Genomic DNA, 14744 nt, shown 5'->3' with positions numbered 1-14744 from the left:
AACTCAATCTATTTGTTGCACTATGAAATACAACTTTATCTTACCCGCCAGCGCGTTATTTGCAGTGCTGTTAATCACTGCACTTGTCGATATGCAGGTGATCCCGCCTGGTATGGCGATTCTAGAAGATTTGAAAGGCGTTTTTGGTGAGTATTTTTACGTGCTGATATTTACCATCATATTGCTTGAATCGATCGTCTATGTAGGTTTTTACTTTCCAGGCCAATTTTTTGCTGTCGTGTTGGTTATTCTCAGCAACCCTTCGGTCAGTGACGTCATTTATCTAACCATCGCCATGGTATTGGCGGCCACTTTAGGTTCCATGACTAATTTTTATCTTGGAAGACTCAATCAAAAACAAAAGAATACGACGGAGAAGTTGAGTATTAAGTCACTTTTGCTTGCAATGATACATATCAATTCATTGGCGTTTTTTATGTTTTCTGCTGGAGCAAACAACAAGCCATTCAAGACGGTCTGGCTTGCTGGTGTTTTGAATTTACCCTATTACTTAGTGCTTATAGCAACGACGGCAGTGTTGAGTGAGGAAATCATGCAAGTTGCCGAAAGTACCTGGTTGCTCGCATCAATAATTTCTGTCTGGCTCGCTATTGCTGTTTTCTTGGACGTGAAAAAGTATCAGAAGCAAGGGCTACAAAGCTAAAAATTTGTTGATTGCCCTAGACGCCGCGATAAATCCAAAAGAAGCTGTCACTGCTACTGAAGCACCAAATCCACTGCTGCAATCTAGTTTCGTTGAACCAATGTCTTTGGGTTTTTGAAATGATACTTCGCCATCGGCTTGAGGGTATCGCAATTGTTCAGTCGAAAATACACATTCAACGCCAAACCTACGTTGACTATTCTGGCTGAAGTTATGAAAGCGCCTCAACTGGCTGCGAAGCTTCGCTGCAAGGGGATCTTGGATTGTTTTTGATAGATCTGTGTAAGTGATTTTACTGGGATCGACTTGGCCGCCGGCACCACCTGTGGTGATGATACGAATTTTGTTTCGTTTACAATATGCAATTAACGCTGCTTTGGCCGGCACACTGTCAATCGCGTCGATCACATAGTCAAAGTTCTGCGTGATGTATTCCTTTAGATTTTCTTGTGTAACGAAGTCTTCGATACAATGCACCTTGCATTCAGGATTAATTGCGCTAATTCTTGCCGCCATTACGTCCACTTTTGCTTCGCCTACGGTTTGTTGATCGGCGTGGATTTGACGATTAATGTTCGTTGTACAAATGTCATCCAAGTCAATCAGGGTGATTTGACCGACTGCTGTTCGGGCAAGGCACTCTGCAGCCCAGGAACCCACTCCTCCGATTCCAACGACACAAAAATGTGCTTGTTTGAGTTTTTCAGTTTGCTCAACGCCGTACAATCGTTGTGTTCCACCAAATCGCTGTTTCTGTGGGGCCATAAATGCCAAAGTTCCGTTCTTAGGGGTTATAAATTGGCGCGAAGTATATCAATATAGACAGATGAAACAAAAGAATGTCGAAGCATGAATAATTATGATGTCGCTATTGTAGGAGCTGGAATTGTCGGTGCTGCGACTGCTTTAGAATTAAAAAAGCGATTTCCGAATAAAAACGTGGTGATATTAGAAAAGGAATTGGCTGCCGCGACCCATCAAACTGGACGCAATTCCGGGGTGATCCATGCAGGCGTCTATTATCAACCCGGCAGTTTAAAGGCCCGTTTTTGTAAAGAAGGCTTGCAAAAAACCATTGCGTATTGTCAGAAAAATTCATTGCCTTACGAACAATGTGGAAAGTTAATCGTCGCAACCAACAAACTGGAAGTGGAAAGATTACAGAAGTTGTACGACCGATGTGAGCGCAACGACCTAACTCCAAAGAGAGTCAGCCAACGAGAGCTTTCAACCATATCTCCAGACATTCAGGGGCTGGAAGCCATACTAATTAATCAGACTGGGATCACAGATTATCAACGAATAACCAAGGCACTTATAGACGAGTTCACTTTGCTTGGTGGACAACGATATCTCGGGTTTAAGGTTTCAGATATTGAGATTGGCAGCAAGGGCATAGTTTTATCTGATGGTGAAAAACGAATTTCTGCTCGGTATTTGATCAATTGTTCTGGTGTTATGACGGATAACATCAGTAAGTCATGTGGCTTGGATATTGATTATAAAATCATTCCTTTTAAGGGGGAGTATTTTGTTCTGCCCGAGCGGTTTAACACTCGGCTTCCCCACTTGATTTATCCAGTTCCTGATCCAGACTTACCGTTTTTAGGTGTGCATCTAACCAAGATGATTGATGGGAGTGTGACGGTGGGGCCCAATGCTGTTTTGGCCGCCGGTAAAGAGAGCTATGGAAAGTTTGATGTGAATATCAAAGATTGTATGGAGATGTTTGCATTCAAGGGGTTTTGGAGACTTCTTAACGCTCATAAACGCAGTGTGTTGGAAGAGTTAAGAACCTCAGTTTCAAAAGAGCGCTATCTAAAAGCCGTGCAAAAATACTGTCCTACAGTGAAGTCTTCAGATCTATTACCTTATCGTAGTGGCATTCGCGCTCAAGCGGTTAGTCTACAAGGCGATTTAATACATGATTTTAAATTCATTAATAATGAATTTAGTTTGCACGTATGTAATGCGCCTTCACCTGCCGCGACTTCGGCAATGCCAATCGCAAATGAAATTGTTGATCGTTACGAAAATTATTGTTAATACACCTCAACCCCGGATAAAAAATGTCGGTGCTTGCAGGCGGTGTATATCTGGGATTGGGATTAATTGCCTCAGTAATAGACAAAAATTTATAATTTTAAGCTTTGATTCATTGATATGTGATGAAAGCTTTTATAGCATGCCATTCAATTGTTGATGGATGTCGTCGAGAGTTGACGATCACTAAGGAATATTATGAAACCAGTTGTGTTAGCCGGTGGCTCTGGAAGTCGCTTATGGCCAAAATCTCGTGCAGCGTTACCAAAACAGTTTTTAGCCCTCACGGATGAAAACACAATGTTGCAAAATACTATAGCAAGGTTAGATAGTCTGGATGTCGAACCGGCAATATTTATCTGTAATGAGGCTCATCGATTTTTGGTGGCTGAGCAACTTCGACAGCAGGATAGAACCCATGGTGGCATACTCCTCGAACCAGTTGGTCGCAATACAGCTCCGGCCATCGCATTGGCAGCACTTCATGCACAACTTAATGGTGAAGATCCGGTTTTACTGGTGCTTGCTGCAGACCATTTAATAAAGGAAAACAAGGCCTTTCATAAAGCAATCCAGCATGCAAACGAGTTGGCTGAGCAAGGAAAGCTAGTGACCTTTGGGATCGTGCCGGATTGCGCACATACAGGCTACGGTTATATTCGCAAAGGAGAACAATTAAACCAGGCTGAAACTGGTTTTGCCGTCTCGCAATTTGTTGAGAAACCGGACTTGGACACAGCAAAATCGTATTTAGCAAATGGAGATTATTTCTGGAACAGTGGCATGTTTATGTTTAAAGCCAGTCGCTATTTGCAGGAGTTGCAAAAATTTGCACCAGAAATGTTGGAAATCTGCAAAAAAGCCATTTCTACCGAAGCTAAAGACCTGGATTTTGTGCGCGTCGATGCGGACGTATTTGCGACCTGCCCAGATGATTCGGTTGATTATGCGGTGATGGAGAAAACTCAAGACGCGGCGATGGTGCCACTTGATGCCGGCTGGAATGATGTAGGCAGTTGGTCTTCACTTTGGGAAACAGCAGATAATAAAGATGCTCAAGGCAATGTAGCATTTGGTGATGTGATGTTAACCAATGTAAATAATAGTTATATAAATGCCGAACAGCGTCTGATTGCGGTGGTGGGCTTAGACGATGTTGTAGTGGTTGAAACCAAAGACGCTATTTTGGTGGCGAACAAAAACAAAGTCCAAGACATTAAAACCATTGTTAATGAATTGAAACGCACACATCGCCCAGAGTTTGAATTTCATCGAGAGGTTTTCCGTCCTTGGGGAAGCTACGATTCGATTGACAATGGTGAGCGTTTTCAAGTCAAGCGGATCACCGTTAATCCAGGCGAGAAATTATCCGTACAAATGCACCACCATCGCGCCGAGCACTGGATTGTTGTCTCAGGCACAGCCAAAGTGACAAATGGTGAAGAAACTTTTTTAGTTACCGAAAATGAATCGACATATATTCCAATCGGTGTCATCCATGCACTGGAAAATCCCGGAAAAGTTCCTCTTGAGTTAATTGAGGTGCAGTCAGGTAGCTACTTGGGTGAGGATGATATTGTGCGTTTCTCAGATCGTTACGGTCGCACTGAAGACAAAGAAGGGTAGTTAATGCAAATCAGCTGTTTCAAAGCTTACGATATTCGTGGCAAATTAATTGAACAACTCGACGAGAATGTGGCTTATCGTATCGGCAGAGCATTCGCCGAATACCTGAAAGCAAAAACGGTAGTGGTAGGTGGCGATGTCAGACATACTTCTGCGCCGCTGAAACTTGCGTTAAGTGCTGGCATTATTGATGGTGGGGCAAAAGTCCTTGATTTGGGAATGACAGGAACCGAAGAAATTTACTTTGCCACTAAACACCTCAATGTCGATGGTGGCATAGAAGTGACTGCCAGCCACAACCCCATTGATTATAACGGCATGAAATTGGTCAAAGCCGGATCGCGTCCAATCAGCGGTGATACCGGACTCTTTGCTATTCGGGATATTGCCCAATCTTATGCGCCACAAGAGGTTGATAAAAGCCTCGCTCAATATGTATCAGCTTTTGCAAGTGAAGAGGCGTTTTTGTCTGGTAATGGCAGCGTGCAAACAGATAAATTACTGGCGTCAGGCAAATATGAATTAGTTTCGTGTATGGATGAGTACGTAAAGCATATGTTGTCCTACATTGATGCAGATAAACTCAAGCCGCTTAAACTTGTGGTAAATGCAGGTAATGGTTCAGCAGGTCCTGCGCTGGATGCCATCGAAGCCCGACTACAAGAATTGCGCGTACCCATAGAATTTATCAAAGTGCATCACAATGCCGATGGAGACTTTCCAAATGGTATCCCGAATCCATTGTTACCAGAAAGTCGGGCTGATACTGCGGATGCTGTATTGGCCAATGGTGCCGATATGGGTATTGCTTGGGACGGTGATTTTGACCGATGTTTCTTATTTGATGAAAAAGGTCAATTTGTTGAAGGCTACTATATAGTTGGATTATTGGCTAAGGCGTTTCTCGACAAAGAATCTGATAATAAAATAATTTATGATCCACGCGTGTATTGGAACACCGAAGATATCGTTAAAACGGCCGGTGGTACGCCGATCAAAAGTAAAACCGGGCACGCGTTTATTAAAGAACGCATGCGAGCTGATGACGCTGTCTATGGTGGTGAAATGAGTGCTCATCATTATTTCAGAGATTTTGCCTACTGTGATTCGGGTATGATCCCATGGCTTTTGGTCGCTGAACTGCTATGTACCTCGGGCTTGCCATTGTCTGAACTGGTTAGGCAGCGAATCGCGGCTTTTCCGTCTTCTGGCGAAATCAATAGTTTGTTGAAAGATGCCGACGCCGCATTGCAAAGGGTCGTAGACAAGTATCAGCCTGATGCAATCGTCATAGATGATACAGATGGAGTTGGTTTGGAGTTTGATAATTGGCGCTTTAATTTGCGTAAATCTAACACTGAACCTGTCATTCGGTTAAACGTCGAATCTAAGGGTGATATTGCTTTGATGGAGCAAAAGACCCAAGAGTTGTTGGCGGTTATTCGAGCGTAATTAACCCCAATCCTGGATAAGGTCAGCGACAAGATTTGCACGCTGACCTATTTTTCTTGATGTAATCTCATTTGAAGCAACTGTGGTTCAAAGCCGACTTTTTTATAGGCTTTTATGGCGCCGAGATTGTCAGGGTAAACTTCTAACCTAATTTCATTTACTTCACGTTCTTTACACCATTGGATCAACGCATCGAGTAAAAGTTGATTTAGCCCTTTTCCTCTATATTCTGGTAAGACATACATAAACCCCAAATGTCCGTATTGATTGTGTTTGTAATAATCTTTGGCCGCACGTATTTCTGCAAATCCCGAGGCGACCACTACCGTGTTGACCTCAATAACTTTTACACAGCATGTTGGAGATTCAATTTTTTCAGCGAGATCGTAGTAGTGAATCTGGCCATCCTTCAAGGTATCATCAAAAGGGCGTTCGGCATTCACAATGCCTTGTTCAAACTGCATAAGTATTGGTAGATCTGCTGCGGTCGCATTACGAATTAGGAATTTCATTTCATTCATTTTCCATTCTCTGCTGGTTCAAGCCAACCACATCATCATTAGGTGCGTACCCATTGCAATGGTTGTTAACCGAATTCTTAGTGAACGGTACCAACTCGCCATGGGCATGACTTTAAATTCGTACAGGATCAACAAAAGATATGAAAAGAACAAGACAATTAATCCGCTGAGTGCGGGTAACAATGAAATACTTAACCAGGCAGTAATACTCGGCAGCATTGCTATATAAAGTTGAGAAATTGGCTTTTCATGACGAATTGCGTCTAACCAGATAACCCCGCCTAGGAAAGACAAAATAATGGCAGAATATTGTGAAAAAAAGCTAAAACCTTCGAAAAACGAAACCGTGCCCCAAGTTATCCAAAACGGCATAACAATAAAGGGAATGAGTCCGAGATAACCAAGCAGTTTTGCATGAGTATGGATCATAATTTTCCTTCTAGGTATGGGTGATGTAAAAAGTGAAATTGGTATTCGTTTTCAACAATGAAAAAAATAGCGCCAAGAGGCGCTACTTTTCAAATCAACCAAAGGGCTACTTTTTGATTGGTGTGTACTGACGTTGCGCTTCACCGGTATATAACTGGCGAGGGCGGCCAATTTTTTGGCCTTTCTGACTTAACATTTCATGCCAGTGTGAAACCCAACCTACAGTTCGTGCCAATGCAAAAATACATGTAAACATATTGGTAGGAATACCAATGGCTTTGAGAATAATTCCTGAATAAAAATCAACATTCGGGAATAATTTTTTCTCTGCAAAGTACGGGTCGTTTAGCGCGATTTTTTCCAACTCCATGGCAACATTGAGCAAGGGATCATCGATGTTTAATTCATTTAAAACTTCGTGACAGCTTTCGCGCATAACGGTCGCGCGAGGGTCGAAGTTTTTATAGACACGATGTCCAAAGCCCATCAAACGGAACGGGTCCGCTTTATCTTTAGCACGGGCGATGAACTCTGGTATGCGATCAACACTGCCAATTTCTTCTAACATATTTAAACAGGCTTCATTAGCACCACCATGAGCTGGGCCCCAAAGTGATGCAACACCTGCCGCAATACATGCGTAGGGATTCGCACCAGACGAACCTGCCAATCTAACTGTTGATGTCGACGCGTTTTGCTCATGGTCTGCATGCAACGTAAAGATCCTATCCATTGCACGAGCAACCGCTGGACTAATTTGATAGTCTTCAGCAGGTACAGAGAACATCATGTTAAGGAAGTTTTCTGCATAGCTTAATGAATTCTTTGGATAGACAAACGGTTGACCAATACTGTACTTGTAACACATAGCCACCAAAGTAGGCATTTTAGCCACTAGGCGATAGGCGCTGCGCAAGCGCTGCTCTGGGTCGGAAATGTCTAGGTCATCATGGTAAAAGCTGGCTAAAGCTCCCACGGTTCCACAAAGCATTGCCATAGGGTGGGCATCTCTTCTAAAACCACGGAAAAAGTTAGTGACTTGATCGTGAACCAATGTGTGGTTAGTGATCGTGTGCTTAAAATCTGCATATTCTTCTGACGTCGGTGTTTTGTCATGTAATAGCATGTAACAGACTTCGATATAATCAGCATCTCTTGCCAGATCTTCAATCGAGTAGCCTCTATGCAACAAAATACCTTTGGCACCATCAATAAAGGTGATGGATGATTCGCAAGAACCAGTAGCCATAAAACCAGGGTCAAAAGTAAAGTATCCACTGGCGCCCAAAGCGCGAACATCAATCACATCATGTCCAGCAGTTCCTGACAAAATTGGCAGTTCTACTTCTTTATCACCTACTTTTAAAATGGCGTTCTGTTCTGCCATAAGATGTTCTCCTCAGACTAGTTCTGTAGACGTTAACGAAATTTGTATTAACGACCTTGAAAAAAAGTGTCGCTATTTGTACTGATAAAGTCCCTTCAAGTCAATTTTAATGCATGAATGCTTAATATATATTCTGATTATGGACAATCCGTATACGTAAAAAATCGTAACTTCGATTTATCTTCTTTTAATAAAGAACAAAAATTGTAATTAAGCAAAACGCTGGATATACTTTGACGCACTAAATGGAAAAAAATTGCTTAGTTGTTAAAGGTTTAAAAAAAAATTAACAACATTTGCACAAATTGACAATATTTGCACAGCTTATTGATAATATTCCATTTAAACACGTTGAAAGTGAACTACTTGCAACATAAGGCGAATTATCCCTACGATGATTACAGGCATATAACGTGAAAAAACAAAGACCAGTAAATCTACAACTGAATACAATCAGTTTCCCTCCTTCGGCTATCGTTTCTATCCTACACCGTGTTACCGGCGTTGCCATGTTTTTTGCTTTGATCTTTGTGATCTGGGCCTGGGCAGTGTCAGTATCATCTTTAGATGGCTTTAACACTGTAAAAGAAGTTTCTTCTGGCCCACTTGGCAAATTCATTGCAATTGGCACCTTGTCAGCATTGACGTACCACATCTTGGGCGGTATCCGTCATGTCATTATGGACATGGGACACTGGGAAGAAATTAAATCAGGAAATGTAAGTGCCCAAGCAACTATTGGCTTGTGGATACTTCTAACGGTCGTGATAGGAGTTGTATTATGGTAACGAATCAAGCAAGCCTGAAACGAGATGGCGTTCAGGATTATGTCACGCTTAGAGCGACAGCACTGATCATCACATTGTTTACTGTGTACATGGCCTACTTCTTTGTCACAACACCTGTTGTGACTTTCGAAATATGGAAAGGACTGTTTGACGGCATGTTTATGAAGGTGTTTACCTTAGCAACGCTAGTGGCAATCATGTTTCATGTCCGCATTGGGCTATGGCAGGTGCTAACAGATTATGTGAAGGCTCCTGGATTAAGAGCAACGATTCAGTATGTGTTGAATATTATTGCGTTCGTATATGTAGCAGTTGGTTTATTTGTTTTGTGGGGTGTTTAAGTGACGATTCCAGTTCATGAGTTCGATGCGGTAGTAGTTGGTGCAGGCGGCGCTGGAATGCGTGCGGCTTTGCAAATTTCTCAGTCAGGTAGATCTTGCGCATTGCTTTCGAAGGTATTTCCAACCCGTTCACACACGGTGTCTGCCCAAGGTGGTATCACGGTCGCTTTAGGTAACGCCCATGAAGATAATTGGGAATGGCACATGTACGACACGGTCAAGGGCTCCGATTACATTGGCGACCAAGATGCGATCGAATACATGTGTAAAACAGGCCCTGAAGCCATTATCGAAATGGAGAATATGGGACTTCCTTTCTCACGTTTCGAAAACGGTAAAATTTATCAACGTCCTTTCGGTGGACAATCACAAAACTTTGGTGGAGAGCAGGGCGCTCGAACTGCAGCCGCAGCCGACCGAACAGGTCACGCTTTGCTTCATTTGCTCTACCAACAAAATGTAAAAAATAAAACCAAAGTCTTTAGCGAATGGTACGCGTTGGATTTGGTGAAAAACCAAGACGGCGATGTGGTCGGCTGTACTGCCATTGATATTGAAACCGGTGAAGTGGTTTATTTCAAATCTAAAGCTGTTGTTTTGGCGACTGGTGGTGCAGGGCGTATTTATGCCTCAACGACTAATGCACATATCAATACTGGTGACGGTGTTGGCATGGCACTTCGCGCTGGTGTGCCGGTGCAAGATATGGAAATGTGGCAGTTTCACCCAACCGGAATCGCCGGTGCGGGAACATTGGTAACAGAAGGTTGTCGCGGAGAAGGTGGCTATCTACTCAATAAAGACGGTGAACGTTTCATGGAGCGCTATGCGCCTAATGCCAAAGACTTGGCCGGACGTGACGTTGTTGCCCGTTCAATGATGACAGAAATTCGAGAAGGCCGCGGATGTGAAGGTCCGTGGGGAACGCATATCAAATTGAAATTAGATCACTTAGGTAAAGAAGTTCTTGAGTCTCGTTTGCCTGGGATCCTGGAGCTATCACGCACATTTGCTCACGTTGACCCGGTCAAAGAACCTATCCCTGTTATTCCGACCTGCCACTACATGATGGGTGGGATCCCAACTAATGTAGATGGTCAAGCGATTGGTATTGACCAAGACGGCAACGAGAAGCCAATCGGCGGTTTGTTTGCCTGTGGTGAGATAGCTTGTGTATCTGTACACGGCGCTAATCGACTGGGTGGCAACTCTCTACTCGATTTGGTTGTGTTTGGACGAGCTACCGGACTGCACCTTGGCAAAGCGATCGATAAGATTGAAGCACGTGATGCAAGCAAAACCGACGTGGATGAAGCACTTGTGCGCTTCAACCGTTGGGAAAACTCTGAAGTCGGAAAAGGCGAAGATCCTGTTCAGATCAAAAAAGATCTTCAGAAGTGCATGCAGCTCAATTTCTCGGTATTTAGAGAAGGTGAAGCTATGGCAGAGGGTTTGGCAGAATTGAAAGAAATTCGTGAACGACTGCAAAATGCGCGTTTGGACGATAAGAGCAGTGATTTCAACACGCAACGAATCGAGTGTCTGGAATTAGATAATTTGATGGAAACAGCATACAGTACAGCAGTTGCTGCGAACTTCAGAACGGAAAGCCGTGGTGCTCACAGCCGATTTGACTTCCCAGATCGTGATGATGAAAACTGGTTGTGCCACTCAGTGTATTTGCCTGAGTCAGAATCGATGGCGCGTCGTGATGTCAATATGACACCAAAACTGCGTGAAGCGTTTCCACCTAAAGCAAGAACTTATTAAGAGGAGTAACGAAGATGCAACTCAATATATCAGTATATCGTTACAACCCGGATGTTGATAACGCACCTCGCATGCAAGATTACACTTTAGAGGTAGAAGAAGGGCAAGACATGATGGTGCTAGATGCCTTGATTGCCCTGAAAGAGCAAGATCCAACACTGTCTTTCCGTCGCTCCTGCCGTGAGGGTGTGTGTGGCTCAGATGGTCTCAACATGAATGGCAAAAACGGTTTAGCCTGCATAACACCATTGTCGGCACTAGGAAAAGGCAAAATCGTTGTCCGTCCATTACCTGGGCTACCAGTAGTTCGCGACCTTGTTGTCGATATGACACAGTTCTATACCCAGTATGAAAAAATAAAGCCGTTTTTAATTAACGACGGTAAGCAGCCACCGGCAAGAGAGCACTTGCAATCTCCTGAAGAGCGAGCAAAATTAGACGGATTATATGAGTGTATACTCTGTGCATGTTGTTCAACGTCATGCCCATCATTTTGGTGGAATCCAGACAAATTTATCGGTCCAGCGGGTTTGCTTCATGCTTACCGCTTTTTAATCGATAGCCGAGACACAGCGACTGATGAAAGGTTGAGTGACTTAGACGATGCATTTAGCGTGTTCAGATGTCACGGGATCATGAATTGTGTTCAGGTGTGCCCCAAAGGATTGAATCCGACCAAGGCAATTGGTCAGATTAAGTCTATGCTTTTGCAACGGGCTGTTTAGTTTAGTCGAATAAAAACGTATGTTTTTACAGACTGCAAGTCTAAATAGCCATCCTTTTCAGGATGGCTTTTTTGCTTAAAAATTCGAGCCTTACAGGTTAAAGTAAAATAACTAATGGTTTTCTGTCGAATGCAGATACCGGAAATGAGCCTTAATTAAACAAGGGACAATAATGCAACAAAGCGTAATGAAAGCGTGGTGGGATTCTTCCCACATGGCTGGCGGCAACGCTGCTTACGTAGAAGAGCTCTACGAAATGTATTTGGATGATCCAAATAGTGTTTCAGCGCAGTGGCGCACCATCTTTGATAGTCTGCCCAAATTAGACGGAGTTGAGCTCGATTCGAACCATACGGTCATTCGAGAACAATTTAGAGCTATGGCAGCTTTAGGCCCAGCTGCTCGAGCCGGAGCGACTGCGGCACCACAAGCCGGTGGTGACGAGAAACAAGTTAAAGTGCTGCAATTGATCAATGCTTATCGATTCAGAGGGCACCAACACGCCAACTTAGATCCGCTTGGTTTATGGAAACAGGAACGAGTTCGCGATTTAGAGTTGTCACATCATACGCTCAGCGAAAAAGACTTCGATACGCGATATAACGTGGGCTCTTATGCAATTGGTCAGGACTCAATGAGTCTTAAAGAGCTATTTGCGTCACTCAACCGCACCTACTGTGGTTCTATTGGCGCAGAATACATGCATATTACCGACACGGAACAAAAGCGTTGGTTACAACAGCGTATTGAATCGGTTCAAGCCAAACCTGAAATTAGTCGTGACGAAAAAGTTAATATTTTAAAAGGGCTTATCGCCGCTGACGGGATGGAAAAATACCTAGGTGCGAAATTCCCCGGAGCAAAGCGTTTTTCCCTTGAAGGTGGTGATGCATTAGTTCCGATGTTAAAGGGATTAATCAGTCACGCCGGAGCAAACGGTACCAAAGAAGTCGTTGTTGGTATGGCGCACCGAGGCAGATTAAATGTCTTAGTGAATGTTCTTGGCAAAAACCCTTCTGTGCTTTTTGATGAGTTCTCGGGTAAACATGACGAAAGTCTTGGAGCAGGTGATGTTAAGTATCACGCGGGCTTCTCTTCTGATTTTGCTACGCCGGGTGGAAATGTTCACTTAGCACTTGCTTTTAACCCCTCTCACCTTGAAATCGTTAACCCTGTGGTGATGGGGTCGGTGCGCGCACGTCTGGACCGACGTGATTGTGAAGATGGCTCTGCAGTATTGCCTATTACCATTCATGGTGACTCAGCGATTGCTGGTCAGGGTGTTGTGCAAGAAACATTTAACATGTCTCAAACCCGTGGTTTTAAAGTGGGAGGGACCGTTCGTATCGTTATCAACAACCAAGTTGGTTTCACTACGTCTAAGACCGAAGATACACGCTCGACACAATATTGTACTGATATTGCCAAGATGGTTCAGGCGCCTATATTCCACGTCAACTCAGATGATCCTGAAGCGGTGATGTTTGTGACAAAATTAGCGTTGGATTATCGCAATACATTTAAGCGAGATGTGGTCATTGACTTGGTTTGTTATCGTCGCCATGGCCATAACGAAGCGGATGAGCCAAATGCAACTCAGCCCTTGATGTATCAAAAAATCAAAAAGCACTCCGTGCCACGTCAAATTTATGCAGACCAATTAACCTCTGAAGGGACAATTGACGAGCATGAAGTTGAAAAGTTGATTACTGAGTATCGTGCAGCGCTGGACCACGGCGCGTGCGTAGTAGAGGAATGGAGACCGATGACCGAACATTCGGTTGACTGGACACCTTACTTAGGTCACGACTGGGATGTGGAATATGATGCGTCGATAACCAAAGACAAACTCGTTGAACTAGGTAAAAGTATTTTAACTTACCCAGAAGATCACAAACTTCAATCTCGCGTTAAAAAGCTTTATGGTGATCGTGAAGCCATGATTAACGGCGACAAGCTGCTAGATTGGGGAATGGCTGAAAACCTGGCCTATGCAAGCATCGTTGATATTGGTACAGGGATCCGTATGACCGGTCAAGATTCTGGTCGTGGTACGTTTTTCCACAGGCATGCTGTGCTTCACAATCAAGCTGATGGCAGTGATTATATGCCGTTGCAGCATATCCATGACAAACAAGGTCGTATGGAAATATACGATTCAGTGTTGTCTGAAGCAGCAGTCATGGCGTTTGAATTTGGCTATGCAACCGCAGAACCTGGGACGTTAACCATTTGGGAAGCGCAATTCGGTGACTTTGCCAACGGTGCCCAAGTGGTTATCGATCAGTTTTTAAGTTCAGGGGAAGCAAAATGGGGTAGGCTTTGTGGCCTAACATTGTTGCTCCCTCACGGATACGAAGGCCAAGGCCCAGAGCATAGTTCAGCCAGACTTGAGCGATTCTTGCAGTTATGTGCAGATCATAATTGGCAGGTTTGCGTACCTTCTACACCGGCGCAGGTTTACAATATGATCAGACGTCAGGCCATCCGTCCGATGCGTCGCCCGTTGATTGTCATGTCACCTAAGTCGTTGTTACGTCATCCGTTAGCGGTATCGAGCTTAGAAGAGCTAACTGATGGTGTCTTTCATAATGTGATTGACGAGATAGACGACATTAAAGCATCGGATGTTAAACGTGTAGTGATGTGTTCAGGCAAAGTTTATTATGATTTGTTAGAGCAACGTCGTAAGAACGAACAAAACGATGTCGCCATTGTTCGTATTGAACAATTGTATCCGTTCCCTCATAAAGAGTTAGACGAGTTAGTGGCGACCAAGTACAAGAACGTTAAAGACTGGGTTTGGTGTCAAGAAGAACCACAAAACCAAGGTGCATGGTATTGCAGCCAGCATCACTTTTGGACTTCAATTCCCAAAAGTGCCACATTGACTTATGCTGGCAGAACTGCTGCAGCTTCACCTGCCGTGGGTTACACCGCAGTCCATAACCAACAACAAAAAGCATTGGTTGACGATGCACTTACTTTATAATTAGGA

13 protein-coding genes are annotated in these 14744 nt (G+C 43.7%); 9 read left to right on the top strand and 4 right to left on the bottom strand.

The window, feature by feature from the left end; translation table 11 throughout:
- The first annotated feature begins 22 nt into the window (after nt 1-22).
- Complete coding sequence (locus tag FM019_RS06510) at nt 23-664, top strand: hypothetical protein (protein WP_143835113.1); 642 nt, start codon at nt 23-25, stop codon at nt 662-664.
- Here the strand turns inward: FM019_RS06510 and tcdA are convergent.
- Nucleotides 653-1429, bottom strand: a complete 777-nt coding sequence (tcdA, locus tag FM019_RS06505) for a tRNA cyclic N6-threonylcarbamoyladenosine(37) synthase TcdA (protein WP_143835112.1) — start codon at nt 1427-1429, stop codon at nt 653-655. The two genes, FM019_RS06510 and tcdA, sit on opposite strands and share 12 nt — an antisense overlap.
- 84 nt (nt 1430-1513) lie before the next feature.
- Here tcdA and lhgO point away from each other — a divergent pair, with 84 nt between their 5' ends.
- The 3 genes from lhgO (at nt 1514) to FM019_RS06490 (ending at nt 5785) form a co-directional block, all read left to right on the top strand.
- Nucleotides 1514-2710 (top strand): L-2-hydroxyglutarate oxidase, encoded by a 1197-nt coding sequence (gene lhgO, locus FM019_RS06500; protein ID WP_143835111.1) that lies wholly within the window; start codon nt 1514-1516, stop codon nt 2708-2710.
- Nucleotides 2711-2905: 195 nt separating this feature from the next.
- Nucleotides 2906-4333: a mannose-1-phosphate guanylyltransferase/mannose-6-phosphate isomerase gene (locus FM019_RS06495; RefSeq protein ID WP_143835110.1), complete on the top strand. Its 1428-nt coding sequence runs from the start codon at nt 2906-2908 to the stop codon at nt 4331-4333.
- Nucleotides 4334-4336: 3 nt separating this feature from the next.
- Nucleotides 4337-5785: a phosphomannomutase CpsG gene (locus FM019_RS06490; protein WP_143835109.1), complete on the top strand. Its 1449-nt coding sequence runs from the start codon at nt 4337-4339 to the stop codon at nt 5783-5785.
- A gap of 47 nt (nt 5786-5832) precedes the next feature.
- Here FM019_RS06490 and FM019_RS06485 read toward each other — a convergent pair whose 3' ends face one another.
- The 3 genes from FM019_RS06485 to gltA all read right to left on the bottom strand — a co-directional run bounded on the left by FM019_RS06485 (nt 5833) and on the right by gltA (nt 8122).
- Complete coding sequence (locus FM019_RS06485; RefSeq protein ID WP_143835108.1) at nt 5833-6297, bottom strand: GNAT family N-acetyltransferase; 465 nt, start codon at nt 6295-6297, stop codon at nt 5833-5835.
- Between the two features lie 27 nt (nt 6298-6324).
- Nucleotides 6325-6735 (bottom strand): DUF3429 domain-containing protein, encoded by a 411-nt coding sequence (locus tag FM019_RS06480; protein ID WP_143835107.1) that lies wholly within the window; start codon nt 6733-6735, stop codon nt 6325-6327.
- A 106-nt stretch (nt 6736-6841) separates the two neighbouring features.
- A complete protein-coding gene (gene gltA, locus FM019_RS06475) occupies nt 6842-8122 on the bottom strand; it encodes a citrate synthase (protein ID WP_143835106.1) in 1281 nt (426 codons plus the stop codon).
- Between the two features lie 413 nt (nt 8123-8535).
- Here gltA and sdhC point away from each other — a divergent pair, with 413 nt between their 5' ends.
- From sdhC to sucA, 5 genes are all read left to right on the top strand, one after another.
- The gene (sdhC, locus tag FM019_RS06470) at nt 8536-8910 is read left to right on the top strand and encodes a succinate dehydrogenase, cytochrome b556 subunit (RefSeq protein ID WP_143835105.1); all 375 of its coding nucleotides are present in this window, start codon (nt 8536-8538) and stop codon (nt 8908-8910) included.
- Complete coding sequence (sdhD, locus tag FM019_RS06465) at nt 8904-9251, top strand: succinate dehydrogenase, hydrophobic membrane anchor protein (RefSeq protein WP_143835104.1); 348 nt, start codon at nt 8904-8906, stop codon at nt 9249-9251. Before sdhC ends, sdhD begins: the two co-directional genes overlap by 7 nt.
- Nucleotides 9252-11021 carry a succinate dehydrogenase flavoprotein subunit gene (gene sdhA / locus FM019_RS06460; RefSeq protein ID WP_143835103.1) on the top strand — a complete coding sequence of 590 codons (1770 nt, stop codon included), beginning with the start codon at nt 9252-9254 and terminating at the stop codon, nt 11019-11021.
- Nucleotides 11022-11035: 14 nt separating this feature from the next.
- On the top strand, nt 11036-11746 hold the full coding sequence (locus FM019_RS06455) for a succinate dehydrogenase iron-sulfur subunit (protein WP_143835102.1): 711 nt from the start codon (nt 11036-11038) through the stop codon (nt 11744-11746).
- Nucleotides 11747-11918: 172 nt separating this feature from the next.
- The gene (gene sucA, locus FM019_RS06450; protein ID WP_143835101.1) at nt 11919-14738 is read left to right on the top strand and encodes a 2-oxoglutarate dehydrogenase E1 component; all 2820 of its coding nucleotides are present in this window, start codon (nt 11919-11921) and stop codon (nt 14736-14738) included.
- The last annotated feature ends 6 nt before the right edge of the window (nt 14739-14744 follow it).

Origin of the sequence: Aliiglaciecola sp. M165 (assembly GCF_007197995.1) — a bacterium.
Lineage (GTDB): Bacteria > Pseudomonadota > Gammaproteobacteria > Enterobacterales > Alteromonadaceae > Aliiglaciecola.
Note: the sequence above shows the minus strand (reverse complement) of the source record. Positions and strands in the feature narration are given on the sequence as shown.

Bases quoted from the DNA above. Each gene is read 5' to 3' on its own strand.
- sdhD (WP_143835104.1), top strand. From the start codon at position 8,904: ATGGTAACGAATCAAGCAAGCCTGAAACGAGATGGCGTTCAGGATTAT.
- FM019_RS06495 (WP_143835110.1), top strand. From the start codon at position 2,906: ATGAAACCAGTTGTGTTAGCCGGTGGCTCTGGAAGTCGCTTATGGCCA.
- tcdA (WP_143835112.1), bottom strand. From the start codon at position 1,429: ATGGCCCCACAGAAACAGCGATTTGGTGGAACACAACGATTGTACGGC.
- FM019_RS06455 (WP_143835102.1), top strand. From the start codon at position 11,036: ATGCAACTCAATATATCAGTATATCGTTACAACCCGGATGTTGATAAC.
- gltA (WP_143835106.1), bottom strand. From the start codon at position 8,122: ATGGCAGAACAGAACGCCATTTTAAAAGTAGGTGATAAAGAAGTAGAA.
- FM019_RS06490 (WP_143835109.1), top strand. From the start codon at position 4,337: ATGCAAATCAGCTGTTTCAAAGCTTACGATATTCGTGGCAAATTAATT.
- FM019_RS06480 (WP_143835107.1), bottom strand. From the start codon at position 6,735: ATGATCCATACTCATGCAAAACTGCTTGGTTATCTCGGACTCATTCCC.
- FM019_RS06485 (WP_143835108.1), bottom strand. From the start codon at position 6,297: ATGAAATTCCTAATTCGTAATGCGACCGCAGCAGATCTACCAATACTT.
- FM019_RS06510 (WP_143835113.1), top strand. From the start codon at position 23: ATGAAATACAACTTTATCTTACCCGCCAGCGCGTTATTTGCAGTGCTG.
- sucA (WP_143835101.1), top strand. From the start codon at position 11,919: ATGCAACAAAGCGTAATGAAAGCGTGGTGGGATTCTTCCCACATGGCT.
- lhgO (WP_143835111.1), top strand. From the start codon at position 1,514: ATGAATAATTATGATGTCGCTATTGTAGGAGCTGGAATTGTCGGTGCT.